Origin of the sequence: Streptomyces sp. NBC_00250, assembly GCF_036192275.1 — a bacterium.
Taxonomy (GTDB): Bacteria; Actinomycetota; Actinomycetes; order Streptomycetales; family Streptomycetaceae; genus Streptomyces.
The window spans coordinates 2,300,930-2,323,512 of record NZ_CP108088.1; the positions used below are offsets into that span (position 1 = coordinate 2,300,930).

General features: G+C 72.1%; 26 protein-coding genes and 1 pseudogene. 12 read left to right on the plus strand and 15 right to left on the minus strand.

The window, feature by feature from the left end:
• The first annotated feature begins 4 nt into the window (after window positions 1-4).
• The 4 genes from OG259_RS10370 to OG259_RS10385 all read left to right on the plus strand — a co-directional run bounded on the left by OG259_RS10370 (window position 5) and on the right by OG259_RS10385 (window position 2,460).
• Window positions 5-838, plus strand: a complete 834-nt coding sequence (locus tag OG259_RS10370) for a helix-turn-helix domain-containing protein (protein WP_328942010.1) — start codon at window positions 5-7, stop codon at window positions 836-838.
• A complete protein-coding gene (locus OG259_RS10375) occupies window positions 835-1,074 on the plus strand; it encodes a DUF397 domain-containing protein (protein WP_328942011.1) in 240 nt (79 codons plus the stop codon). The genes OG259_RS10370 and OG259_RS10375 overlap by 4 nt, the downstream gene beginning before the upstream one ends.
• 23 nt (window positions 1,075-1,097) lie before the next feature.
• Entirely contained in the window at window positions 1,098-1,571 is a 474-nt protein-coding gene (locus tag OG259_RS10380) for a hypothetical protein (protein WP_328942012.1), read from the plus strand.
• Between the two features lie 103 nt (window positions 1,572-1,674).
• Window positions 1,675-2,460 carry an SDR family NAD(P)-dependent oxidoreductase gene (locus OG259_RS10385; protein WP_328942013.1) on the plus strand — a complete coding sequence of 262 codons (786 nt, stop codon included), beginning with the start codon at window positions 1,675-1,677 and terminating at the stop codon, window positions 2,458-2,460.
• 31 nt (window positions 2,461-2,491) lie between these two features.
• On the opposite strand, the gene OG259_RS10390 is transcribed toward OG259_RS10385, so the two are convergent.
• The 9 genes and pseudogenes from OG259_RS10390 to OG259_RS10425 all read right to left on the minus strand — a co-directional run bounded on the left by OG259_RS10390 (window position 2,492) and on the right by OG259_RS10425 (window position 9,605).
• Window positions 2,492-3,406: an SUKH-3 domain-containing protein gene (locus OG259_RS10390; protein WP_328942014.1), complete on the minus strand. Its 915-nt coding sequence runs from the start codon at window positions 3,404-3,406 to the stop codon at window positions 2,492-2,494.
• The gene (locus OG259_RS10395) at window positions 3,403-3,798 is read right to left on the minus strand and encodes a YwqJ-related putative deaminase (protein ID WP_328942015.1); all 396 of its coding nucleotides are present in this window, start codon (window positions 3,796-3,798) and stop codon (window positions 3,403-3,405) included. Before OG259_RS10395 ends, OG259_RS10390 begins: the two co-directional genes overlap by 4 nt.
• Window positions 3,791-4,264: an SUKH-3 domain-containing protein gene (locus OG259_RS10400; protein ID WP_328942016.1), complete on the minus strand. Its 474-nt coding sequence runs from the start codon at window positions 4,262-4,264 to the stop codon at window positions 3,791-3,793. The genes OG259_RS10395 and OG259_RS10400 overlap by 8 nt, the downstream gene beginning before the upstream one ends.
• A 9-nt stretch (window positions 4,265-4,273) precedes the next feature.
• Window positions 4,274-4,912 (minus strand): YwqJ-related putative deaminase, encoded by a 639-nt coding sequence (locus OG259_RS41765; RefSeq protein WP_443052118.1) that lies wholly within the window; start codon window positions 4,910-4,912, stop codon window positions 4,274-4,276.
• 63 nt (window positions 4,913-4,975) lie between these two features.
• Window positions 4,976-6,052: pseudogene (locus OG259_RS41770) on the minus strand (WXG100-like domain-containing protein); the annotation flags it as partial.
• 148 nt (window positions 6,053-6,200) lie between these two features.
• Window positions 6,201-6,608, minus strand: coding sequence for a peptide-methionine (R)-S-oxide reductase MsrB (msrB, locus tag OG259_RS10410; protein ID WP_328942017.1), 408 nt, complete (start codon window positions 6,606-6,608; stop codon window positions 6,201-6,203).
• Between the two features lie 16 nt (window positions 6,609-6,624).
• Window positions 6,625-8,016 carry a UDP-N-acetylmuramate--L-alanine ligase gene (gene murC / locus OG259_RS10415; protein WP_328942018.1) on the minus strand — a complete coding sequence of 464 codons (1,392 nt, stop codon included), beginning with the start codon at window positions 8,014-8,016 and terminating at the stop codon, window positions 6,625-6,627.
• Between the two features lie 175 nt (window positions 8,017-8,191).
• A complete protein-coding gene (locus OG259_RS10420) occupies window positions 8,192-8,674 on the minus strand; it encodes an indole-3-glycerol phosphate synthase (RefSeq protein WP_328942019.1) in 483 nt (160 codons plus the stop codon).
• Between the two features lie 106 nt (window positions 8,675-8,780).
• The gene (locus tag OG259_RS10425) at window positions 8,781-9,605 is read right to left on the minus strand and encodes a pyrimidine reductase family protein (protein WP_328942020.1); all 825 of its coding nucleotides are present in this window, start codon (window positions 9,603-9,605) and stop codon (window positions 8,781-8,783) included.
• Between the two features lie 36 nt (window positions 9,606-9,641).
• Between OG259_RS10425 and zapE the strand changes: the two genes are divergently transcribed.
• The 4 genes from zapE to OG259_RS10445 all read left to right on the plus strand — a co-directional run bounded on the left by zapE (window position 9,642) and on the right by OG259_RS10445 (window position 13,712).
• Window positions 9,642-10,727 (plus strand): cell division protein ZapE, encoded by a 1,086-nt coding sequence (gene zapE / locus OG259_RS10430; RefSeq protein WP_328942021.1) that lies wholly within the window; start codon window positions 9,642-9,644, stop codon window positions 10,725-10,727.
• A gap of 34 nt (window positions 10,728-10,761) precedes the next feature.
• Window positions 10,762-11,187 carry an OsmC family protein gene (locus tag OG259_RS10435; RefSeq protein WP_328942022.1) on the plus strand — a complete coding sequence of 142 codons (426 nt, stop codon included), beginning with the start codon at window positions 10,762-10,764 and terminating at the stop codon, window positions 11,185-11,187.
• 145 nt (window positions 11,188-11,332) lie between these two features.
• Window positions 11,333-12,709: an alkaline phosphatase PhoX gene (locus OG259_RS10440; protein ID WP_328942023.1), complete on the plus strand. Its 1,377-nt coding sequence runs from the start codon at window positions 11,333-11,335 to the stop codon at window positions 12,707-12,709.
• 100 nt (window positions 12,710-12,809) lie between these two features.
• Window positions 12,810-13,712, plus strand: a complete 903-nt coding sequence (locus OG259_RS10445; RefSeq protein ID WP_443051944.1) for a PPK2 family polyphosphate kinase — start codon at window positions 12,810-12,812, stop codon at window positions 13,710-13,712.
• On the opposite strand, the gene OG259_RS10450 is transcribed toward OG259_RS10445, so the two are convergent.
• Entirely contained in the window at window positions 13,698-15,266 is a 1,569-nt protein-coding gene (locus OG259_RS10450) for a hypothetical protein (protein ID WP_328942024.1), read from the minus strand. The genes OG259_RS10445 and OG259_RS10450 overlap by 15 nt on opposite strands.
• A gap of 123 nt (window positions 15,267-15,389) precedes the next feature.
• Here OG259_RS10450 and OG259_RS10455 point away from each other — a divergent pair, with 123 nt between their 5' ends.
• Together OG259_RS10455 and OG259_RS10460 are read left to right on the plus strand one after the other, a co-directional pair.
• Window positions 15,390-15,587: a hypothetical protein gene (locus tag OG259_RS10455; RefSeq protein ID WP_055601762.1), complete on the plus strand. Its 198-nt coding sequence runs from the start codon at window positions 15,390-15,392 to the stop codon at window positions 15,585-15,587.
• 47 nt (window positions 15,588-15,634) lie between these two features.
• Window positions 15,635-16,501, plus strand: coding sequence for a polysaccharide deacetylase family protein (locus OG259_RS10460; RefSeq protein WP_443052119.1), 867 nt, complete (start codon window positions 15,635-15,637; stop codon window positions 16,499-16,501).
• A gap of 8 nt (window positions 16,502-16,509) precedes the next feature.
• Here the strand turns inward: OG259_RS10460 and OG259_RS10465 are convergent, their stop codons facing one another.
• From OG259_RS10465 to OG259_RS10480, 4 genes are read right to left on the minus strand one after another with little or no spacing between them, the layout of a single operon-like run.
• Window positions 16,510-16,695 carry a hypothetical protein gene (locus tag OG259_RS10465; protein WP_266901035.1) on the minus strand — a complete coding sequence of 62 codons (186 nt, stop codon included), beginning with the start codon at window positions 16,693-16,695 and terminating at the stop codon, window positions 16,510-16,512.
• A 14-nt stretch (window positions 16,696-16,709) separates the two neighbouring features.
• Window positions 16,710-17,360 (minus strand): ABC transporter, encoded by a 651-nt coding sequence (locus OG259_RS10470; protein WP_328942026.1) that lies wholly within the window; start codon window positions 17,358-17,360, stop codon window positions 16,710-16,712.
• Window positions 17,357-18,211, minus strand: coding sequence for an ABC transporter ATP-binding protein (locus tag OG259_RS10475; protein WP_328942027.1), 855 nt, complete (start codon window positions 18,209-18,211; stop codon window positions 17,357-17,359). The genes OG259_RS10470 and OG259_RS10475 overlap by 4 nt, the downstream gene beginning before the upstream one ends.
• Window positions 18,208-18,882: an AIM24 family protein gene (locus OG259_RS10480; protein WP_328942028.1), complete on the minus strand. Its 675-nt coding sequence runs from the start codon at window positions 18,880-18,882 to the stop codon at window positions 18,208-18,210. Before OG259_RS10480 ends, OG259_RS10475 begins: the two co-directional genes overlap by 4 nt.
• Window positions 18,883-18,953: 71 nt before the next feature.
• On the opposite strand from OG259_RS10480, the gene OG259_RS10485 reads away from it, so the two are divergent.
• Entirely contained in the window at window positions 18,954-19,640 is a 687-nt protein-coding gene (locus OG259_RS10485; protein WP_328942029.1) for a peptidyl-tRNA hydrolase, read from the plus strand.
• A 38-nt stretch (window positions 19,641-19,678) separates the two neighbouring features.
• Here the strand turns inward: OG259_RS10485 and OG259_RS10490 are convergent, their stop codons facing one another.
• The gene (locus tag OG259_RS10490) at window positions 19,679-20,878 is read right to left on the minus strand and encodes a lipase (RefSeq protein ID WP_328942030.1); all 1,200 of its coding nucleotides are present in this window, start codon (window positions 20,876-20,878) and stop codon (window positions 19,679-19,681) included.
• 271 nt (window positions 20,879-21,149) lie between these two features.
• Here OG259_RS10490 and OG259_RS10495 point away from each other — a divergent pair, with 271 nt between their 5' ends.
• On the plus strand, window positions 21,150-22,577 hold the full coding sequence (locus OG259_RS10495; protein WP_328942031.1) for a DUF692 domain-containing protein: 1,428 nt from the start codon (window positions 21,150-21,152) through the stop codon (window positions 22,575-22,577).
• The last annotated feature ends 6 nt before the right edge of the window (window positions 22,578-22,583 follow it).

The window sequence follows — 22,583 nt, forward strand, 5'->3', positions numbered from 1 at the left end:
CGGGGTGACGGACGAGGTTCCGAAGGGAAGCGAACCGGAGACGTCGGAGAGCCTGAAGGCTTTCGGCGAGGTGGTCAAGGTCTTCCGGAAGCGGGCGGGCCTGACACAGGAACAGTTCGCCCCGCAGGTGGGCTACTCGGTCCCGATGGTCGCCTCGATCGAACAGGGGAGGCGCCTGCCGTCGAAGGAGTTCGTGGACCGCGCGGAGGAGGTGCTGGACGCGTTCGGCGCCCTCCGGGCGGCGGCCAAGCACCTGACGCGCAAGGCGGGTTTGGCGAAGTGGTTCGAGAAGTGGGCGGAGTTGGAGCCTATGGCGGTGACGCTGTATACCTACGAGCCTCGACTCGCGCCAGGGCTGCTCCAGACAACCGCATACGCCCGGACTCTCTTCGAGAAGCAGCTCCCGGCGATGAGCGATGACAAGATCGAGTCGAACCTGGCCGCCCGCATGGAGCGCACGCACATCCTCACGGTGCACCCGGAGACGATCTTCAGCTTCGTCATCGAGGAGCACGCGCTGCGCCGCCAAGTGGCCACCCCGGAGATCATGCGCGAGCAGATCGACCACATCCTCGACCTCTGCGAACGGCGCAACGTCGACATCCAGATCATGCCGCAATCGCGCGGACACCACGCGGGGCTCGACGGCCCCTTGTGCCTCCTGGAGACCGAGGAGAACACCTGGTACGCGTACAGCGAGGGCCAAGGCACCGGCCAGCTCATTTCCGACCCCAAAGTGGTCAGCATCCTCCAGCAGCGGTATGCCAGGATGCGGACACAGGCTCTGTCCGTAGAGGCGACCGTGAGCCTGTTGCGGGAGATCCGAGGAGCACTATGAGCACGACTGAACTGGCCTGGTTCAAGAGCAGCTACAGCACCGGTGACGGCGGCAACTGCGTAGAAGTCGCCCTCTCCTGGCACAAGTCCACCTACAGCGGCGGCGACGGCGACAACTGCGTCGAGGTAGCCGCCTGCCCCTCCACCGTCCACGTCCGCGACTCCAAGAACCCCACCGGCCCCCAGCTCGCCCTGTCCCCCGCCGCCTGGAGCGAATTGCTCGCGCGGCTCGGCTGAGTCGGTACGGAGGGGGCAGGGCCATGGAGATCACCGTGCAGTGGGTGAAGACGTCCTGGACGAAGGAGTCCCGGGGCGGCGAGGCCGCCGCCCTCAGGAACGCGGCGCCGGTCGGCTTCGCCCTGCCCCCGACGGACGTCGAGTTCGGTCACTTCGTCTCGATGCGGGAGGAGGACGGGTTCCTTCCTCGCGAGAGCGAGAAGGCCCGTCGCCAGATCGACGTCAGCCTGAAGGAGGAGGGTGGCCGGCTCCGGGTCCTCCCTCGCGTGGATCCCTACTGCGGGCTGCCGCCCCGGCGCCGCAGACCGCCGGCGGTGCGGCTGGAACCGGGCCAGTGGGTCCGCTGGCAGCTGAACTACCGGTTCAGCAGCTTCACCGGGCGGCAGGACTGGTCGTACTGGCTCGACACCTTCAACATCGCCTACGGTCCCGTCGACCGCGAGGTCTTCCTTTCGGAGCCGACCTTCCTTGTCGACGAGACCGGTCCGGTCCGTTAGCACGGGGTTCATGGGCCCCGTGGGCCCTGTGCCAGGATGCGTGTACCGGCCCTCCACCCGCACGTGGAGCGGCCGGTGCCGTGCGACGCGAGGAGCGACATCCATGAGCACCACCCCCGGCGGTTACCTCTCCGGCCTCTTCTCCCTGGAAGGGCGTACCGCCCTCGTCACGGGTGGCAGCTCCGGCATCGGCCGGGCCATCGCGGGAGCGCTGGCCCGTGCCGGGGCGAGCGTGGTCGTGATGGCCCGCAAGGAGGCCGAACTCATCTCGACCGTCGACGAGTTGACCGTCGACGGCTGCCGGGCGGCCTGGGTGAGCGCCGACCTGAGCACCCGTGAGGGGATCAAGGCGGGGGCGGAAGAGGCGGCGGCCGTGTTCGGGGAGCCGGACATCCTGGTCAACTCCGCGGGCATCAACCTCCGGCCCCCGTTCGGCGACCTGAGCGACGAGGTCTGGGACACCACGATGACGGTGAACCTGGAGGCTCCGTTCCTCCTGGGCCGGCGCTTCGGCCCCGGCATGGCCGAGCGCGGCTTCGGCCGGATCATCCACATCACGTCCCAGCAGGCGCACCGCGCGTTCGTGCAGAGCGGTGCGTACGGGGTGTCCAAGGGCGCCCTGGAGTCGCTGGCCCGTTCGCAGGCGGAGGCCTGGTCCCCGTACGGCGTCACGGCCAACACCCTGGTCCCCGGCTTCGTGATGACCCCGCTCAACCAGCGGCTCTCCTCCGACCCGGAGAAGGTGGCCGCGCTCGCCGCCCGCACGATGGTGGGCCGCAACGGCCTCGCCGAGGACTTCGCGGGCGCGGCCGTCTTCCTGGCGAGCCCGTCGTCCGCGTACGTGACGGGCCAGTCCCTCTTCGTGGACGGCGGCTTCTCCGTCCACTGAGGGTGCGCGGGGCGCGCCCTGCCGTTACGTGTCAGCGAGCGGCGGCGTCGGTCAGGGTTCCGGACCAGTCGGCGAGGGCCTGGGCGCAGGCGCCAAGGGTCTTCGCCGTGGGGTCGAAGGACGCGGACGGGCCGGCGGACAGGGTCAGGGCGGGGCCGTCGGCCGAACTGCCCACCGTCACGGCGCACTCCACCGTGGCCGACGGCCCCTCCGTACCGGAGGGGACCGGGAGAGTCAGGACCAGCTCGCAGCCGCCCGCGCGCACGCCGGCGGCGTCGAGCCGGGCGGTCATCGCCTCCGTCAGCGGTTCCGCGTTGCTCTCCAACGACCCCCGGCCCAGCTTGAACTCCTCGTCCACCGCGACGACGCCGACCCCCCGCAGGGTCGTCGCCCGCAGGCGTACCCGGCGGGCGCTGAACACACCCGTGCTGTGCAGGACGAACACGGCGACGAGCACGGCCCGTACGGCCGCGTCGAGATCGGCCGGACGGCCGGGCAGCGGGAAGCGCCACCGGGGGGCCCGGAGCCGTACCGGCGCGATCCCGGTGGCGAGCGCCGACAGACCGTCGTGGACCGTCTCGCCGAGGAGCCAGGGCCCGCCGGGGCCGAGCATGAGGAGCCGGCCGTGTGCGTCGACCGCGAGCGGCGCGTCCGTGTCCGTACGGCCGAAGGGGAAGAGCCGTACGCCGAGGGAGTCGGCGAGCCGGTTCAGGGACGGGACGTCGAGGCGGGCCTCGCGGGGGTCGACGACGCTGCCGATCGCGGCGACCTCCCGGCCGCCGTCGGCGGCGGGGTGGACGTGCAGGCCGTGGAACTCGCGCAGGGCCCGCTCGGCGGCCGGGAACAGTTCCGCGCCGACCGTCACCGTGATGAGGACGGCCAGCATGGCGGCGTCCCCCGCGTCACGGCCGGGCCGCCAGCCCGCCTCCGTCAGGACGCCCGTCATGTCTGATCGTGGAGGATCGAGATCCCCAGCCGGTCGAGGAGCGCGGAGCACGAGCGGCAGACGTCGGCCTCGGTGCCGTGCTCGGGGTCGCCGTGCGGGCGGATCTTGCGGGCGACGAGCGCGGCGCCCGCGAAGTGCGATGCCGCCTCGTCCAGGGTGACCGTCCGGTCGTCGCCCCGCTGCCGGTCGAGGCCGAAGAGCTCGTCGGAGACGAGGGCGGACTCGGCGCAGTAGCCGATGAAGGGCACGCGCAGGGCGGGCGGGAGCCCGTCGAAGAACTCCCGCACGGCGGGGTGGAGGTGGGGCTCGCCGTCGCCGGTGAGGTTGGTGTGGCTGGTGATGGTGCCGTGGATGAGCAGCGAGGCCGCCGTTCCGGGAATCAGGTCAGACATAGAAGTCCTCCGCGTCCTGCATGGGGGCGTGGGCGAGACCGATCATCGCCTCGTGCTTGTCAGCGCCCATGTAGTAGGCGCCGGTGTGGTGCACGAAGAAGAACCGGCCCCGTTCGTCGATGAGCACGGGCGAGCCCTCCGAGCCGTCGAGGCCGACCGGGAAGAGCCGGACGCCGAGTTCGCGGCTCAGTTCGGCGACCTCCGCCGGGGCGGACCGGAAGCCGAGGTAGGGGGTGAAGTAGAGGTAGTCCTCTCGCGCGGCGTCGATGGTGAGACGCAGTCCGCCGTGCTCGGCGAGGAAGGCGGTCGCGGCCTCGAAGGGCTCCACGGGGAACCCGGCCTCCCGGTACTGCCCGGTGATCTCGTCGACCATCGCCGGCACGGTGCCGGCCACGTCCCGTCCCGGGAACCATCCGTGGTCCCGGAACCAGGCGTCGACGTCCTCCGGGGTGTTCAAGTGCGGCATGTGTGCTCCTTATCCGGCGTACGCCGTGACGCCGGCCATGTCCATGGCGATCGCGCAGGACCGGCACGGCGGCTTGTACTCGCCGTGGCCGAGGGGGTGAGGTTTGATCTGTTCGCCGATCTGCACGCTGTAGACCTGCGATCCGCGCATGGCGTCGCGGACGTGGTCGACCGAGGAGATCCCGGTGCCGTCGGGGTCCAGCTGCCGGAGCCGGTCCGAGACGAGGTTCGCCTCGGCGCATTTGCCGTGACCCGCGCCGGGGAAACCTCCGTCGGCCTTGATCTGCCGTTCGACGTCGTCGTAGATCGACTTCATGGCGGGGTGGAGGTCCGGGGTCTTCTGGCCCGCCCCCTTGGTGGCACTGGAGTGGCTGGTGACGACTCCGTCGTGCAGGAGGCTGCCGGAGCACGATCCGTCGAGGAGGTTCGTACCGGGCGGGAAGTGGGTCTTGGCCAAGTCGATCTTGTGTTTGGGGTCGTTCGGGTTCTCGGGGTCGGCCTTGCGCGCCTTGTTCGCCAGGTCTCGGGCCTCCTGGACGAGCGCCTCGCGCTGCTGCTCGGGGGTGAGGTGGCTGACGTCGAGCGGGTCCGTCCGGTGGTGCCTCATGTTACCGGCGGAGCTGCCGTGCCACGGCGGGGGCGGGGTCATGCGGTTGCCGCCGGGGTTGTAGCCGGAGCCGCCGTTCCCGCCGCCACCGCCACCACCACCGCCACCGCCACCGCCTCCACCGCCGCCCTTGCCGCCGCCGTCGTCGTCGCCCTTGCGCTGGCGGGCGAAGCGGTCGCGGAGGTCGTCGTCGGTGTTCTTGTGGTCGACGGAGATCTGCTTGACGACCTTGGGCAGCGTCTGGCCGACGTGGTCGCCCATGCTCTTGGCGGCCTTGGTGAGGGCCTCCAGGGCCTTGTCGGCGACCGGATCGATCGCGTCGGCGATCGAGTCGCGGCCCCGGGCCCGGCCGTGCGCGGTCTTCGCCCTCGTGAGCTTGCCGGCCGTCTTGCCGTGGATGCCGGCGCTCACGCCGTTCAGCTGGGTGGAGGCGTGGGTGTGCTCGGAGTGCTCGATGTGCAGGTTCTTCAACCCGCTGCCCTTCGAGCCGCCGCCGCCACCGCCGGCGGAGGCCAGGTTCATGGCCTCCTTGCCGGACTGGACGCCCTCGTTGAAGCCGTCCTTGCCCGCGTTCTTCGTCTGGTCGAGGTCGACGCCGTCCTGAAGGCCGATCGCCATCGCGCCGAGCTGGACGACGAGGTCGGCCGCCATGCCCTCCAGGGCCGCCACGGCCGGCTCGGTCATCGCGGCGACGACGTATCCGACGGCCTCCTCCACGCACTCCTTGATCAGCCGCTTGACGACCTCCTGCGTGGCGCGCATCGCGCCCGCGCCGATCAGGGCGGACAGACCACCGGTCACCGGGATGAGGGAGAGCGCGATGCCCGCCTCGGCGGCCAGGTAGCCGAGCTGGACGAGTGCCGCGAGCTTCATGCCCTCGATCGCACCGGCCGCCGTGTCCAGACCGCCCGCGATGGTGCGCGCCGCACCGGCGATGTCCTTGATGTGCTTGGTCTTGACCTTCGACCAGTGCTCGTTGAGCGCGTCCATCGACTCGCCCTGCCCCGAGGACAGCAGCCGCTCGAAGTGGTTGTTCGCGAGCTGGCCGTCGTCCTCCAGGTCCTCCGCGAACTCCCGCAAGGCGTCCGCCATCTCGCGGTACGCGTCCTCGTCGACGTTCGGCCAGGCCACTCCGATCAGATCGAGCAGCGTGTCCGCCCAGCCCGGCACCGTGACAGCCACGATCCCCCACCCCCGTTGATGCTTCTCTTTGCAATGCGGAACAGTCCTACCACAGGGGACGCCTGACGGTGGGTCCGAGGTTCCCTGGTGGAACAGCACGACGGCGGCAAGGGAAGAATCCCTTGCCGCCGTCGCTTTGCTCGACCGGTCAGCTCTCGCCGGGCTCCAGCCGCAGCGAGATCGAGTTGATGCAGTACCGCTGGTCCGTCGGGGTGGGGTAGCCCTCGCCCTCGAAGACATGGCCAAGGTGGGAGCCGCAGCGGGAGCAGCGGACCTCGGTGCGGACCATGCCGTGGGAGCGGTCGTCGATCAGCTCGACGGCGGAGCTGTCCTTCGGGTCGAAGAAGGACGGCCAGCCGCAGTGCGACTCGAACTTCTCGTTCGACGTGAACAGCTCCGCGCCACAGGCCCGGCAGGAGTACACGCCCTGGGTGGTGGTGTCGGTGTACTCACCCCGGAAGGCGGGCTCGGTGCCCGCCTGGCGCAGCACCTGGTACTCCGCCGGGGTCAGCTCCGCACGCCACTGCTCGTCCGGCTTCTCGACGTCGTACGCCATGAGCTCGCTCCCTCTGCTACTTCGACAGGTGGTCCAGGATCAGCGGGCCGAGGTCCGTGACGTCGCCCGCGCCCATGGTGAGAACGAGATCGCCGGGTCCGGCCATTCCCGCCACGACCTCGGGCACCGTGGCCTTGTCATGGACGGGCGTCACGTCGGCGCCCGCCTGCCGCGCGGCGGCGATGATCAGCTCGCTGGTGATGCCCGGGATCGGGTCCTCGCGGGCCGGGTAGATGTCGAGGACGACGGACGCGTCGGCGAGGGCCAGCGCGTCGCCCATCTCCTTGCCCAGTTCCTGGGTGCGGGAGAAGAGGTGGGGCTGGAAGACGACCAGGAGGCGGGAGGCTCCGGCGGCGCCGCGCATGGCCTCCAGGTCGGCGGTCATCTCGGTGGGGTGGTGCGCGTACGAGTCGATGACCTGGACGCCCTTGGCCTCGCCCTTGAGCTGGAGGCGGCGGCCGACGCCGGTGTAGGCGGTGAGGGCCTGGGCGAGCTCGGCCGGGTCGATGCCGACGCGGGCGCCGGCGGCGAGGGCCGCGGCGGCGTTGTGGGCGTAGTGGCGACCGGGGACGGAGACGGTGAAGGTGTGCTCGGCGCCGTCGAGGGCGACCGTCACCTCGCTCTTCATCCCGTTGGGGACGATCTTCAGGATGCGGGCGTCGGAGTCCTCGGTCTCACCGACCGTGACGATGTTCAGACCCTCGCGGTCCGCGACCCGGCGGGCCAGCTCGCGCGCGCCCGCGTGCTCGCCGACGACCAGGGTGCCGCCGGGGCGGATCTTGGCGGTGAAGGCCTCGAAGGACTCGTAGATCTCGTCCATGGAGGCGTAGTTCGCGTGGTGGTCCAGCTCGACGTTGAGGACGATCGCGACCTCGGGGTCGTACTTCTGGAAGCTCCGGTCGCTCTCGTCGGCCTCGGCGACGAAGACCTCGCCGGCGCCGTGCAGGGCGTTGGTGCCGGGGCCCGCCAGGTCGCCGCCGATGGCGTACGAGGGGTCGAGACCGAGCTCGGTGAGGGCGACGGCCAGCATGGAGGTGGTCGTCGTCTTGCCGTGCGTGCCGGCGACCGCGATCGCGCGCAGGCCGTCCATCAGGGAGGCGAGCGCGTCGGAGCGGTGGACGACGGGGATGCCCAGCTCGGCGGCGCGGGCCAGCTCGGGGTTGTCGGCGCGGATGGCGCTGGAGACGACGACGGCGGAGGCGTCGTCGGCGAGGTGCTCGGCGGCGTGGCCGATGTGCACGGTGGCGCCCAGGGCGCGCAGGGACTCGGCGGTCGCCGACTCCTTGGCGTCGCTGCCGGCGACCTTGGCGCCGCGCTGGGCGAGGATCTTCGCGATGCCCGACATTCCGGCACCGCCGATGCCGATGAAGTGCGGCCGTTCCATGGCGGCAGGGATGGCGGGTGCCATGCGGATCTCTCCCCTGGGTGCGTCGTGCGTGGAAGCCCCCAGCCTAGTGGCTCGCGCCGGGTGGGCCCGGCGGGCGCCGGACCCGTGTCCGGCAGCCGGGCCCGGGGGCCGTACGGGTCCCCGGGTCCGCGCCCCCTGCACGGGGCGCGGGCCCGGGCCTGCGGTCACCGGGCGGTCACTGCGCCGCTTCCTCGCTGTGGGCGAAGAGCTTGAGCACGGGGACCCCCACCTTGTGGCGGGCCCGGGAGGCCCAGTCCCGGTGGAAGAACTCCTCCACGTAGTGCGGGGCGGTGAGCACGATCACCTCGTCCGCCTCCGACTCGTCGACCACCGCCTTCATCTTGTTGAGCGGGTGGTCCTCGACGACCTGGCCGACCGCTTCGCAACCGGCGTTTCTCAGGGCCCGGAGCGAGTACTCCAGGGCCTGCTCGGCGGGGACCCTGGCCTCCTTGCCCTCCGGTTCGTCGCCCTCACGGGCGGCTTCCTTCAGTTCGCCCATGGCCACGTCGTCGATGGCACGCAGCAGTACATCGGCCTGGTCACCACGCGGCTGCATCAGGACGATGAAGGAAACGCCCTCGTCGCCGTGCAGGGTGGTGACGAATTCCACGTCGACGGACGTCAGGGGCTTCTCGATCATCAGAACGCTTGTGAACACCTCAGGAGCCCTTCTGCGGAAACCATCCTTCCCCGTGCCCGCACGGGGTCTGCGACAGTAAGTGTGCCCAGCGGACGGTAAGCGGAACGACAAATTCCGCCGATTGTCAGATCCGACGGTAGCGGGTGAAGAGGAAGCCGTCCTGCTCCAGCACGGAAGCCACGGCGAAGCGTGTCGGGACGGCCACCGAAGGGCCTCCGGCGATCCGCTGGGCGTCACCCGCCGTCATCGTCGGCGAGACCGTCAGACACAGCTCGTCGAGCACCCCCGCCGCCACGAACTGGCCCAGCAGCCGGGGCCCGCCCTCGGTCAGCTGCCGCCGGAGCCCGCGCTCCGCGAGCGCCGCCTTCGCGCGGGCCGGGTCGACCCCGGCCCCGTCTCCGGCCGTCAGCACCTCGGCGCCCGCCTCACGGGCGGCCCGGACCCGCTCGGCGGGCGCGGCGGCCCCCGTGAGGATCAGGGTCGGCACCAGCGGCTCGGTGAAGAGCGGAAGCGAGAAGTCCAGGTTGAGGGAGGCGCTGACCACGGCGATCACGGGGGCCGGGCCCTGTCCGGCGGCGGCACGGCGGGCCGCGAAGGCCTCACGCGCGCGTGCCGGGCGGTAACCCTCCAGGCGTACCGTTTCCGCACCGACGACGACCACGTCGGCGAGGCCCCGCAGGGTGCCGAAGATCCGCATGTCCGCCTCGGAGGAGAGCGGCTGGGAGCGCCCGTCGTGCTGCCCGGCCCCGTCGAGCGAGGAGACCATGTTGGCGCGCAGCCACACACCGTCCCCCTCCGGATACGCATAGGCGTCGGCGAGCTCGTCCAGGGACCAGTCCCGCCCGGAGGGGCCCACCTGCCCGGCCGCGGAACCGGCCGCGGAACCGGCTTCGGAACCGGCTTCGGTCCCGGATGCTGTCATGTCCGTCACAGGGAGCAGTCGTCGCATCCTTCGAGTCTGACATGGCGCTTACAGTGGGGAACTGTGTCGACCCGTGCCCTCACCGAAGCCGCTGCCACCCCGGCGGCCCCGCTCTCGCTCTGCTCCCGAGAGCCCCATGTCCCCGCCGACCGGCTCGTCGCGGAGATGGTCCCGCCGCCGCGCTTCGACTCCGTACGGTTCGACACGTACCTCCCCGACCCGAACCAGCCCAGCCAGACGGACGCCGTCAAGGCGCTGAGCTCCTTCGCCGAGGGCCTGGGCGGAGCACATGCCTCCGGTGCCGGGAAGCGCCGCTGGTTCGCCCGGAAGCCGGCCGCCCCCACCGGGCCGCGCGGGGTCTACCTGGACGGCGGGTACGGCGTCGGCAAGACCCACCTGCTCGCCTCGCTCTGGCACGCGACCCCCGCCGATCCCGCGCTGAAGGCGTTCGGCACCTTCGTCGAGCTGACCAACCTGGTCGGCGCGCTCGGCTTCCAGCAGACGGTGAAGACCCTCGGCGAGCACCGTCTCCTCTGCATCGACGAGTTCGAGCTCGACGACCCGGGCGACACCGTCCTCGTCTCCAGCCTGCTCGGCAAGCTGGTCGAATCCGGTGTGGCGCTCGCCGCCACCTCCAACACGCTCCCGGGCAAGCTCGGCGAGGGCCGCTTCGCCGCCGCCGACTTCCTCCGCGAGATCCAGGGCCTCTCCTCCCACTTCATGCCGCTGCGGATCGACGGCGAGGACTACCGCCACCGCGGTCTGCCCGAGGCCCCGGCCCCCTACTCCGACCAGGTCGTCACGGAGACCGCGTACGCGACGCCGGGCGCCTCCCTCGACGACTTCCCGCACCTGCTCGAACACCTGGCCAGGGTTCACCCCAGCCGGTACGGCGCGCTCACCGACGACCTCACCGCCGTCTGCCTCACCGACGTCCAGCCCGTCCCCGACCAGTCGACGGCCCTGCGGCTCGTCGTCCTGGCCGACCGGCTCTACGACCGCGAGATACCCGTCCTCGCCTCCGGACTGCCCTTCGACCGGCTGTTCAGCGACGAGATGCTGAACGGCGGATACCGCAAGAAGTACTTCCGGGCGATCTCCCGGCTCACCGCGCTCGCCCGCGACGCCAAGGGGCTTGTGGCGCAGTAGGTTGGAGGCCATACCCGATCGAAAGGGATCCACCATGGCCACCGTGCGTCACGCCCACACCATCTGGCAGGGCGACCTCCTCAAGGGTTCCGGTGTCGTCTCGCTCGACTCCTCCGGTCTCGGCTCGTACGACGTCTCCTGGCCGGCCCGCACCGAGGAGCCCAACGGGAAGACCAGCCCCGAGGAGCTCATCGCCGCCGCGCACTCCTCCTGCTTCTCGATGGCCTTCTCCAACATCCTGGCCAAGGCCGACGCTCCGCCGGCCCGCCTGGAGACCAAGGCCGACGTCACCTTCCAGCCGGGTGAGGGCATCACCGGCATCCACCTGACCGTGCAGGGCGAGGTCCCGGGTCTGGACGCGGAGAAGTTCCAGGAGCTCGCGGAGGACGCGAAGAAGAACTGCCCGGTCAGCCAGGCGCTCACGGGCACGACGATCACCCTCACGGCCAAGCTCGTCTGACCCCCGGAGCCATCTGACCTCCGGTCAGAACACGCGCCACATGAGGCAGTTGTGGCCCGCATGGTTCACCCGTCACCACAGTGCGTGGTACACACATGCGGGTCACGCGTCACACACCTGTCCGCCAGCAGGGAGTTGTTGCCTCATGTCCTCCGCGACTCGACGTCAGATCCTGTCCCGCACCGGCGCCACCGCCGCCGGGATCGCCTTCACCGGCGCCCTCTCCGAACTCTTCGCCGGCAGCGCGAGCGCCGCGACCGGCGGCCACACGGGACGGGCCGGCTACGGACCCCTCGTCCCCGACCCCGCCGGCCTGCTCGACCTCCCGGCCGGCTTCCGCTACAAGGTCCTCTCCCGGCAGGGCGATCCGCTCCGCTCCGGCGAGGGCCCCGTCCCCAGCAACCACGACGGCATGGGCGCCTTCGCCGGCCGTCGCGGCCGCGTGCACCTCGTCCGCAACCACGAGAACCGGGTCACCGGCAAGATCGCCGTCCCGACCGTCCCCGGTCTGACGTACGACCCGGCCGCCAAGGGCGGCTGTACGGCCCTGGAACTCGACGGCCGCAACAACGTCCTCGGCGAGCGGGTCGCCATCGCCGGTACCGCCGTCAACTGCGCGGGCGGGCCCACCCCCTGGCGCACCTGGCTGACCTGCGAGGAGACCGAGGACAGGGCCGGTACCAACGGCTACACCAAGGACCACGGCTTCATCTTCGAGGTCGACGGCGCAGACCCGCACCGCACCGGCGCCGTCCCGCTCACCGCGATGGGCCGCTTCCAGCACGAGGCGATCGCGATCGACCCGACGAGCGGGATCGTGTACGAGACGGAAGACGCCTTCGAGCGTCCCTTCGGCCTCTTCTACCGCTTCCTCCCCCACAAGCCGCTCGGCGGCACCGGTTCGCTGCGCGCGGGCGGCGCCCTGGAGGCCATGCGGGTGCCGGGCGTGCCCGACCTCTCGGTGATCCAGGAGACCGGCTCCCGCTTCGAAGGCGTCGAATGGGTCCCCGTACCGGATCCGCAGGCGGCGGAAACCCCCATCAGGCTCCAGGACTTCGGCCCCCAGGGCATCACGCACGCGCAGAAGCTGGAGGGCTGCTACTGGGGCGGCCGAGCCGTGTACTTCGTGTCCTCCTTCGCGCGCGCCAAGGACGGCTCCGGCGCGACCCACTTCGGCCAGGTCTGGAAGTACGAGCCGCACCGGCGCCGGCTCACCCTCGTCGTCGTCTTCGGCCCGGACACCGACATCCAGCTCCCCGGCGAGTCGCCGGACAACATCTGTCTGGCGCCGAGCGGGGGCCTGATGGTCAGCGAGGACGGCGACGGCGCGCAGCACGTCTTCGGGGTGAGCGAGAAGGGCGAGGTGTACGCGATCGCCCGGGGCGCGCAGAACATCGGCACGCCCGAGGCGCCGGAGTGGGGCGAGTTCGCGGGCGTCACCTTCTCGCCCGACCGGGGAACCATGTACGTCAACTGCTACACGCCGGGGACGACGTTCGCGGTGACGGGCCCGTGGTGCTGAGCTGAGGGGCCGGCCTCCGGCCGCCCGCACTCGCGGGCGGCCGGGTTCCGTCGCACGATCGGGGGAGGACGGACGAACGGCGCGGCGGAAGGGGCACGAGGTGGCGAAGAAGGACGGCAAGAAGGACGGGAAGCCGGACGGCAAGAAGAAGCGGAAGCATCGGGAAGCGTCCCTGCGGGAGCTGCTCCGCGTCCCCGAGGGCGAGCGCATCGACCTCACCTCGTACGACGCCTCCGCGACCCCGGCCGGCCCCGCCGACAAGGCGGCCGGTGCGGCCGCCACCGCCGCCCTCGCGCCGCGCCTCGCCGACCTCCAGGAACGCCTGTACGCGGCGAGCACGGCCGGTGACCGCCGACGCGTGCTCCTGGTCCTCCAGGGGATGGACACCAGCGGCAAGGGCGGCACGGTCAAGCACGTCATCGGCCTCTTCAACCCGTCCGGCTGCCGTATCCACGCCTTCAAGGCGCCGACCCCGGAGGAGCAGAACCACCCCTTCCTCTGGCGGATCATGAAGGCGCTCCCCCGTCCGGGCGAGATCGGCATCTTCGACCGCTCGCACTACGAGGACGTGCTCATCGCCCGCGTACGCGAGCTGGTCCCGCGCGCCCAGCTCGGCCGCCGCTACGGCCAGATCGACCGCTTCGAGCAGTCCCTCGCCGACGACGGCGTGACGGTCGTCAAGGTCTTCCTCCACATCTCGTACGAGGAACAGCGCGGCCGCCTCCTGGAGCGCCTGGACAACCCGGAGAAGCACTGGAAGTTCAACGTGGGCGACATCGAGGACCGCGCGCTGTGGCCGGCGTACCGGGAGGCGTACGAGATCGCCCTGGAACGCTGCTCGACGGACAAGGCCCCCTGGTACCTGGTCCCGGCGGACCGCAAGTGGTACCGCAACTGGGCGATCAGCAAGCTGCTGCTCGAACACCTGGAGGCGCTGGACCCGACGTACCCGCCGGGGGACTTCGACGTGGCCGAGTGCCGACGGAGGCTACTGGCCACGTGAGCGGCGCCGCCAGTCCCTGACGCCCGCCCTCAGCGTCCCGGACATCCGGAGGTCGAGAACGCCCAGCCGGCCCTGATCCGCCATCGTGGCGAGCAGCCGGTCGAAGAGGTGCGGCTCGTCGTCGTGGGCCAGCCACACGGCGAAGGCGGTCATGACGTACGTGTCGTCCAGCCACGTCACCAGATCGAACAAGACGCCGATCCGGGTGTCGCCCAGGTCCCGGACGGCCGTGCTGAGCCCCAGGAAGGCTTCGTTCGGGAGGGACTCCTCAAGCGTCAGGTCGTCGTTGTGCACGGCGGTCTCGCCCAGACAGGCGGCGTCGAGCACGAGGGCCGCCACGTCGTACCTGCCGGCTTCCGCGAGCCCGACCGCGACCCGCAGTCCGAACCGATCCGCCCGGCGCCTCCAGGCCAGCGTCGCCGCCACCCGCTTCAGCGGCCCCGGCGCCGCGGTGCCGGACAGCGCGGCCGTGACGAGAGCGACGGCCTGCGCGTCGCTCCGCACCCGGGACACCGCCTCGGCGAGCACCCGGTCGCTCTCGGAGTCGGAGCGGGTCTCGGTCTTCCGCAGTCCCTGGAAGACGACGGCCGCGTTGCGCGAGGTGACCCGAGCGGCCACCGCGGAGGTCCACGACTCCTGGATCCGGGACCGCCCCTGCCATGCCACCTCCGGGGCGAAGGCCAGCACGTCCTCCAACGGCCTGAGCCGTGCGACATCGGCGACGAACGTCACCGCCGGGGTGAGCCCCGCCGTCTCCTTCACCCAGTCCAGGAACCCACCCAGCTCGTCCGGCGGACGCGACCACGCCGCCTCCGTCAGGTCACGGCTCGCCTCGGGGAAGTTCTCCTCCTCCCACAGCTCCACCAGCTGGGCCTTGAGCGCCTCCAGGGGCACGTCCCCGGTCGAGGGGCGCTGCCGCGACAGCTCCTCCTCCAGGCGCAGCACCCGGTCCCGTAGGTCCTCGCGGTGGCGCTCCGCGTCGGAGCGGAGGCGTTCGGCGTCGCCGAGGTCCTCGCGGAGCTGCGCGATCTCGCGCAGCAGGTCGTAGGTGCGGGCGGGGTCGGCGCGCTCGGCACCCCGGTCCAGGCGCAGCCGGGTGAGGTCGTCGGCGAGGCGGCGGACCTCGTCCTCCTTCCTCTCCAGGAGGGTGTGCAGCGCCTCGATGTTGCGCTCGGCGCGCTGGGTGTCCCGGCGCGAGCGGGCCAGTTCTCCCCGCAGGCTCTCCAGCTGGAACTCGTCCGGGTTGCAGACGCGCAGGGCGTCGAGCCGCTGGTTCCGGAGGGCCTCCTTCGCCTCCGGCTGGAGGGGCGCGCCGACGTGCTCCTCCACCTCTCTCACCAGCCGGTCGACGAACTCCTGGGGTGCGAGCCGGCGGCCGCTCAGGTAGCGGGAGACGGCCGACTTGTCGAGGTGGACGCGGTGGGCGTACTGGGTCCGGTTGATGCCGAGACGGTTGAACAGTCCGGTCAACACGTTGCCGAGGGCGGCAACTTCGGCGACCCCTCCGCGCTCGATCTCCGACGAACTGCCCTGCCTACGGGCGACTTCGGTCATGGTGCCTCTCCCCCCGCGGTGTTGACGCCGCGACGGCAACGGTTGCGGCTTTCGCAACGTACCGGACGGGTCCGACGGTGGGGGCTCGCCCCTCCCCGACCCGAAGGAACCGAAGGAACCCGCATGCGTACTCTCCGCTGGGCCCAGCGTGCCCTCATCGTCCTCGTCGCGACCCTGCCCCTGCTGCTCGTGACGCTCGCCTTCGTACCCGCGCTGCTCGTGCTCCCCTTCCGCCGTGAGCGGGCCGCGCATGCCGACGCGATGGTGCGTCAGCTCAGCGCGTGGACTCGGGTGCTGCTGCTGTCGAGTCGCGAGCGTTAGACACTTTGATCAGTTAACTTCCGATCGTGAACATTTCTGTACGAAACTTGGCGGCGCTCGGTCTTCTGGGCGCCGTCCTCGTCGGCTGTGGCCGGGACGCCGCCGAGACCTCCCCGGCGAAGGAACCGGCGGCACCACGCCCCGCCGTCACCCACAGCCCCTCGCCCCGGGCGAGCGCGGCGCCCGGACCCAAGCCCGCGGCCGAACGCGCGGCGCCCCCCACCATGGCGCCGGGGCCCGGCGGTCTCACCCCCGTGTACACGCGCCGGACGAAGGGCGCGGAGAAGGTCGTCGCACTCACCTTCGACGCCGACATGACGGCCGACCAGGGGCCCCGGGCCGCGCGGGGCGAGCACTTCGACAACCCCCGGCTCATCGCGACCCTGCGCCGGCTCAAGGTGGACGCGACGGTGTTCATGACGGGCCGCTGGGCGGAGGAGTACCCGGACCAGGCCAGGTCCATCGGCGGCGACCCGCGCTTCGAGATCGCGAACCACTCCTACAGCCACTACGCCTTCGCCTCCCCCTGCTACGGCCTTCCGACCGTCGCCGGACCGGACATGGCATCGGACGTGCAGCGGGCCTTCGACGCGTTCCGCGACGCCGGGGCCATGAACGTCGTCCCCTACTTCCGCTTCCCCGGCGGCTGCTACGACGACGCGGCCCTCCGCGCGCTGGCCCCGGCGGGAGTGACGGCCGTCCAGTGGGACGTGGTCAGCGGCGACGCCTTCGCGAAGGACGGGGACGCGGTGGCCGAACAGGTCCTCGACGGCGTGAAGCCCGGCTCCCTGGTCGTCATGCACTGCACGCGCAGCGCGGCCCCGGTCACGGAGCAGGCGATCCGCCGCATCGTCCCGGAACTCCGCGCCCGCGGCTACCGCTTCGTGAAGGTCTCGGAGCTGATGGGCGGGTAAGGGGCGGGTCAGCCGGAGCAGGCCGTCCGCTGGGCCTCCTGCCATTCGCAGACCGGACACAGCGTGATGCCCTTCGTCGACTCCGGGTACTCGGTCGGCTCCTGGCACAGCACGCACGCGGCGAACGGGCCCTCGGTCGCCGGTTCGGGCTTCGGGGCGGGCTCCGGGGCGCAGTACGACATGGACTCGCTCATGTCTTCGAGCGTACTCACTCCAGGCGTGCCGTGGCCCGGCAGGCGAGGGCCGCGCACGCCGCCGCGAGGAGCGCGGCACCCGCGCAGGCGAGCCACGGCGGGTCCGCGGTCGCCGTGCGCGCCCCGGTGATCAGGGCCGTCATCGCGTGCTTGGCCGGGGAGCCGGTGGTCACCAGGGCGAGCAGCGAGCCCAGGACCAGGGCCGCGACGGACCAGCCGGGGGCCCGGACGAACGGGCGGGAGCCCAGCGCGCCGACGGCGGCGCCCGTGAGGGCGCAGGCGAGGGCCGCCAGGAGCCCGGTGGTCGTGGCGGCGAGCGTGGTGACGCCGCGCCGGTCGCCGGTCGCCGTCACCACGAGCACGGCGACCGCGCCGACGAGCACCGGCAGTACGGTGCCCGTGACGAGCGCCGCGAGATGCGCGCGGCCCCGGCCGGCCGCCGCCGCGACCACGTTCCGGGCGGCGGGCGGCTCCTGCGTGAGGCAGATCCGTACGGTCCAGGCGGTCACCGGAAGGAGCGCGGCGGCGGTGAAGCCGAGCGCGCCGAGGACGGGTTCGCCGACGTTGACGCCGACGCCGAGGAACGCCGCGTACAGGAGCAGCGGTGCGAGCCAGCGCTGGGAGCGGAGCAGCAGCCCGGTCTGGTAGCTCAGGAGCGCCGTCATACCCGTACGCCTTCGGTGCCGAGGTGGTGGATGTGCCAGGAGGCGGCGAGGAGCGCGCCCAGAAGCGCGTCGGAGTGCGCCGCGTCGACGGTGAGGACGGTGAGGCCGGTGGTGGCGTCCTCGGGACCGGGTTCGGTGACGGGGTTGCCCGGGAGGTGGTCCGGGAGCGGGCGGCGGCCCCCGGAGACGGTGATCCGGACGCGGGGCGCGGGCAGCCCGGAGTCCGGGCGGGCCGGGTCCGCGGCCTCCCGCACCCGCCCCTCCCTCACCTCGTGGACCGCGTCCGGCTCCCCTGCCAGCCGTCGTGGGTCGTGGTCGACGAAGACGACCGTCGCGCCGGCCGCCCGGCGTTCGCGGACCGCCGCGTCCAGTTCCGCACGCGCGCCCGTGTCGAGGCCGGTCCAGGCCTCGTCGAGGACGAGGAGGGACGGGTCGGCGAGAAGGGCCTGGGCCACGGCGACCTTCTGGCTGGTGCCCTTGGAGAGCTCCGCCATGGCCGTACGGGCGTGCCCGCCCGCCCCGAAACGCTCCAGCCACTCCCCCGCCCGCGCCCGCGCCGCGGCCCCGCCGAGGCCCTGGATCCGCCCAAGGTGGACCAGATAGTCGGTGGCCGTGAAGGGCAGCGCGACCGGGAAGCGCTCGGGGACGTACGCCGTGCGGGGCGGGCGGCCGGTGACACGGCCCTCGGTGGGCGCGTCGACGCCGGCGACGAGCCGGAGCAGGGTCGACTTGCCGGTGCCGTTGGCGCCCACGACCCGGATGAGGGTCCCGCCGGGCAGGTCGAGACCGACCTCACGGAGGACCCACGGCCCCCGGAGGCCGTGTCGGCGCCCGACCCGCTCCAGCCTCAATTCGAGGTCTTCTGCGGGGTCAGTTCGCTGGGACGGACGACCACGAAGCCCTGGCCCTCCAGCTTCAGCTGCACCGCCTCGCCCGAGCCGCCGCGGATCATCGAACCGACGGACTGCGAGCGGTGCAGCGAGGTGCGCAGCTGCTCGCTCCAGCCGACGACGGCGTCGGTGTCGACGAAGACCGGGGCCTGCGGGGTGACGGGGATGACGATCGGGTTGCCCTCGCAGATCAGGGCGACGTTGCCGTAGCCGGTGAAGACGGAGTTGAAGAGGCCGCCGCCGGTCATGCCGGCGCCCTTCACCGTCTTGATCTCGTAGTGGAGGGTGGAGTCGAAGCAGAGCACGTTGCGGCCGTTGACCGAGAAGGCGTCGCCCTGCTCGATCTCGACGATGAAGCAGTTCTGCGCCTCGTGGGCGAACCACGCCTCGCCCTGGCCGCGTACGGCCATCAGCGCCAGGCCCTCGCCGGTGACGGCGCGCTTGAGCAGGCCGCCGATGCCCTGGCCCTTGCGCTCGAACTGGAGGTCGCCGCGAAAGGCGATCATCGATCCCTGGCGAGCGTGCATCTCGCCGTTGACGGTGTATTTGACGGATTTGGCGTTCTGGAGGGTCATCCCCGGAAAGTCCGCGGTCTCGGCGAGGTGTTCGCCGGTGAAAAGATCACTCTTCATGGGGGGCATCCTGGCCCGGAACTGCCCATTCCTACAAGAATCACTCGTGACGGCAGTGGCAGACTTGCCCGGTGAGCAGCAACGAGACCGATCTCCGCGATGAGAAGCCCCAGTTCGTCCTGCCGTTGGTCGTACGGATCGAACGGGACGCGCCGCCGTCCCGTACCGACGCCCTGGAGACCGCCGCGCGCGCCGTCCTGGAGATCCTCACCGACGACCGCTCCCTCGGCGAGGGCGAGTGGGCCCAGGTGATGACCGACTGGCAGGACGCCCGGATCCGCAAGGTGGTGCGCCGGGCGCGCGGCGCGGAGTGGCGGCGCGCGGGCGCGCTCCCGGGGATCACCGTCACCGGTACCGAGGCGGAGGTACGGGTCTTCCCGCCGGTCCCGCTCGACGGCTGGCCCAAGGAGCTGGCCAAGCTCCAGGTCTCGGGCACCGATCTCGACGACCCGGCCGCGCCCGGTCCCGTACCGGAGGGGGCGGCCGTGCTGTGGCTCAACCCCGAGCTGGACATGTCGGCGGGCAAGGCGATGGCGCAGGCCGGACACGGCGCGCAGCTGCTGTGGTGGGCGATGACGGACGCCGACCGGAAGACCTGGCACGAGGCGGGCTTCCCGCTCGCGGTCCGGACCGCGGCGGCCGGGGACTGGCCCGCGCTGACGACGAGCGGCCTTCCGGTGGTACGGGACGCGGGGTTCACGGAGATCGCCCCGGGCTCGTGCACGGTGGTGTCCGCGTTCCCCCGCCCGGCCGGCTGAGCCGGGTCGGCCGGGCCCTGCCCTTCCCCGCCTCTCCGTCAGCGCTCGCGCAGCTGCTCGAACCAGCGGACGATCTCCGTCGTGGCCGCGACGTTCGACCCCAGGTGACGGGAGCCGTGGTAGTCGACGGGGCCGAGGTCGACGACGGGGACGTCCACGCCGCGCTTCAGGAACTCCGTGCGGCACACCGTGGTGTTGGCCGTGACGGCCTGCTCGTCGCCGGTCGCCGCGTAGAGCCTGGTCGGTGTGCGCGGAGCCCAGTCCCGGCACACGGCGTCGGTGTCGCGGAGCGCCGCCGCCAGGCCTCCCGTCGGACGCGCGAGCAGCTCGCGGCCGTGGGCGGTCAGGAGGGCGTCGAGCGTGCCGGGGGTGCCGCGCATCAGCTGCTCGCCCGTGTGCGCTCCGTCGAAGAGGGCCTCGACCGTGTCGGCGTGCGGGGCCTTGAAGACCTCGTCGGGCCGGTCGTAGACGGGGTGGAGCCGGTTGAAGGCCACCAGGGTGTAGGCCGCGTACAGCACGCCGGACTTGGCTTCGAGCCGGCCCGCGAGGAGCGCGGGCAGCTCCGAGCCGCCGAAGTCGTAGGCGCCGCTGACCGGGGCCAGCGCGCCCAGCCCGAACCAGCGGTCCTCGCCCGCCTGAAGCGCCCGACCGAGCCCCAGAGCCGCCGACGCGCCCTGTGAGAAGCCGGTGACCTGCACCTCGCGTTCCAGTACGCGCCCGGTGCGGGGCGCGAAGCTGCGGGCCGCCCTCAGCATGTCCAGGGAGGCCGTGGTCTCGGACTCGATGTCCATCCAGGGATGCGGACCGGGACCCACGCCCATCCCCAGGTAGTCGGGTCCGACGGCGGCCGCTCCCGCCGACGCGTGCGCGATCACCGGCGCGGAGACGAACGCGCCCCGGCGCATCGACGGGGAGTCGTCCTTGTGGCTGCCGGTGCCGTGCGCGAAGGAGACCACCCGCAGCCGCCGCTCACCGCTCAGGGGCAGCGCGAGCAGGCCGCTCGCCGTGGTGGGCCGCCCCTGCGCGTCGATCGTCCGGTACACCAGCCGGTAGGCGACCACTCCGTGTTCGACGACGTCGCCGTCGAAACCGGCCCTGCCCAGTTCGTCGGTCACGGCCTGCGCGGAGTCGAGCGTGTACAGCTTCACGGCGGAGACCAGGGTGCCGCGGGCCCGCTCCTCGTGCCGCGTCTGGACCTGGACCCGGGCCTGCGGCGAGGCGGGGGCGGCAGCGGCCACGGCCGGTCCTCCCAGCAGCAGAATGCAGCACAGCACCGACAAGCGCGTGACCACGATTTCCTCCAAGTGGGCTTCCTGTACGACCCGTTCAGCCTCGTGCGTCACGCAGCCCGGCGCACTGGTGCCGGCCCCCCGCTCTAGCGGAGGGCCACCCCCCGTTCGGCGTGACCGAAATGGAACCTCAAATCAAGCTCTGAAGGTCGCCCTCTCGGGGTTCGAACGTTTCCGCCGGGGCCATCAGGTGGGTGACTGAGGACCGAAGGAGGGGGACATGACGGAACTCGGCATCGGCATCGGCTGGCGCCCCGAGATCGCTGAGGCGGTGGAGGGTCTTTCCGGCGTCGACTGGGTGGAGGTCGTCGCGGAGAACATCTGCGCGGACCACCTGCCCGACTCCCTGACCCGGCTGCGCGAGCGCGGCGTCACGGTCGTGCCGCACGGCGTCTCGCTGGGGCTGGGGGGCGCCGACCGGCCCGACCCGGCGCGGCTCGCCGCGCTCGGCGAGAAGGCGGTGGCGCTCGGGGCGCCGCTGGTCACGGAACACATCGCGTTCGTCCGGGCCGGGGGGCCGCTCACGGCGACCCCGCAGCTCGAAGCGGGCCACCTGCTTCCCGTGCCCAGGACGTGGGACGCGCTCGACGTGCTCTGCGAGAACGTACGGATCGCGCAGGACGCGCTGCCCGTGCCGCTCGCCCTGGAGAACATCGCGGCGCTCGTCTCGTGGCCGGGCGAGGAGATGAGCGAGGGGCGGTTCCTGGCGGAGCTGGTGGAGCGTACGGGGGTACGGCTCCTCATCGACGTCGCCAATCTCCACACCAACCACGTCAACCGGGGCGAGGACCCGGCGCGGGCGCTGTCGGAGCTGCCGGTGGAGGCGATCGCCTATGTGCACGTGGCGGGGGGTGTCGAGCGGGACGGGGTCTGGCACGACACGCACGCGCATCCCGTGCCGCGGGCGGTGCTCGACGTACTGGCGGACCTCGCGTCCCGGGTCGCGCCGCCGGGCGTGCTGCTTGAGCGGGACGACGACTTTCCGGCGGCGGAGGAGTTGGCCGATGAACTGCGCGCGATCCGGATGACGGCCGCCGCCGCTGCGGGGATACGTTCCGCCGGGGCGGCACGGGTGGGCACGGCCCACCAGCACGGCGCCCCGTTCTCACGACCCGCGCCCGAAGCGCCGCTCCTCATAGGGGCCGGTGCCCGCGTCTCGGGCGGTTTCATGCCCGGCGGCGCGCGCGACGTGCCCGACGCGCCCCTCGCCGTACCGGAGACCGCGCCCGCCCCGCAGCCCGGGGCCCGGCAGCGCGTCGCCGTCGCCCAGGCCGCCCTGCTGTCGGCGCTGGTCGCCGGGACCCCCGTGCCCGAGGGCTTCGACAGCCGACGGCTCGGCGTGCAGAGCCGGGCGCTCGCGGCCAAGCGGGCCGGGGTCGTCGCGAAGGTCGCACCGGAGCTGCCCGAGATCCTGGGCAAGGGCTACCGGCCCGCCTTCCTCGCGTACGCCAGATACCGTCCCATGACGGGCGGCTACCGCCGGGACGCGCTCGACTTCGCCGAGCATCTGCTGGTCGCCGGGCGACCGGAGGATCCGGCGGCACGACGGCGGCTCACGGAGTGGTGGCAGGACCGTTCCGGCAGCCGCCCGCCGGGCCGCGCCACCCGGCTCGTACGGGCCGCCCGCCACGCACTGGTAAGGAGATGAGGTGCC

What these genes read in the sequence shown, in the direction of transcription:
- OG259_RS10385 (WP_328942013.1), top strand. Translation starts at nt 1,675, where the DNA reads ATGAGCACCACCCCCGGCGGTTACCTCTCCGGCCTCTTCTCCCTGGAA.
- msrB (WP_328942017.1), bottom strand. Translation starts at nt 6,608, where the DNA reads ATGGCGTACGACGTCGAGAAGCCGGACGAGCAGTGGCGTGCGGAGCTG.
- murC (WP_328942018.1), bottom strand. Translation starts at nt 8,016, where the DNA reads ATGGCACCCGCCATCCCTGCCGCCATGGAACGGCCGCACTTCATCGGC.
- OG259_RS10470 (WP_328942026.1), bottom strand. Translation starts at nt 17,360, where the DNA reads ATGACGGCGCTCCTGAGCTACCAGACCGGGCTGCTGCTCCGCTCCCAG.
- OG259_RS10450 (WP_328942024.1), bottom strand. Translation starts at nt 15,266, where the DNA reads ATGACCGAAGTCGCCCGTAGGCAGGGCAGTTCGTCGGAGATCGAGCGC.
- OG259_RS41765 (WP_443052118.1), bottom strand. Translation starts at nt 4,912, where the DNA reads ATGACCCCGCCCCCGCCGTGGCACGGCAGCTCCGCCGGTAACATGAGG.
- OG259_RS10390 (WP_328942014.1), bottom strand. Translation starts at nt 3,406, where the DNA reads ATGACGGGCGTCCTGACGGAGGCGGGCTGGCGGCCCGGCCGTGACGCG.
- OG259_RS10440 (WP_328942023.1), top strand. Translation starts at nt 11,333, where the DNA reads ATGTCCTCCGCGACTCGACGTCAGATCCTGTCCCGCACCGGCGCCACC.
- OG259_RS10395 (WP_328942015.1), bottom strand. Translation starts at nt 3,798, where the DNA reads ATGTCTGACCTGATTCCCGGAACGGCGGCCTCGCTGCTCATCCACGGC.
- OG259_RS10400 (WP_328942016.1), bottom strand. Translation starts at nt 4,264, where the DNA reads ATGCCGCACTTGAACACCCCGGAGGACGTCGACGCCTGGTTCCGGGAC.
- OG259_RS10435 (WP_328942022.1), top strand. Translation starts at nt 10,762, where the DNA reads ATGGCCACCGTGCGTCACGCCCACACCATCTGGCAGGGCGACCTCCTC.
- OG259_RS10480 (WP_328942028.1), bottom strand. Translation starts at nt 18,882, where the DNA reads ATGAAGAGTGATCTTTTCACCGGCGAACACCTCGCCGAGACCGCGGAC.
- OG259_RS10495 (WP_328942031.1), top strand. Translation starts at nt 21,150, where the DNA reads ATGACGGAACTCGGCATCGGCATCGGCTGGCGCCCCGAGATCGCTGAG.
- OG259_RS10375 (WP_328942011.1), top strand. Translation starts at nt 835, where the DNA reads ATGAGCACGACTGAACTGGCCTGGTTCAAGAGCAGCTACAGCACCGGT.
- OG259_RS10380 (WP_328942012.1), top strand. Translation starts at nt 1,098, where the DNA reads ATGGAGATCACCGTGCAGTGGGTGAAGACGTCCTGGACGAAGGAGTCC.
- OG259_RS10465 (WP_266901035.1), bottom strand. Translation starts at nt 16,695, where the DNA reads ATGAGCGAGTCCATGTCGTACTGCGCCCCGGAGCCCGCCCCGAAGCCC.
- OG259_RS10425 (WP_328942020.1), bottom strand. Translation starts at nt 9,605, where the DNA reads ATGCGACGACTGCTCCCTGTGACGGACATGACAGCATCCGGGACCGAA.
- OG259_RS10455 (WP_055601762.1), top strand. Translation starts at nt 15,390, where the DNA reads ATGCGTACTCTCCGCTGGGCCCAGCGTGCCCTCATCGTCCTCGTCGCG.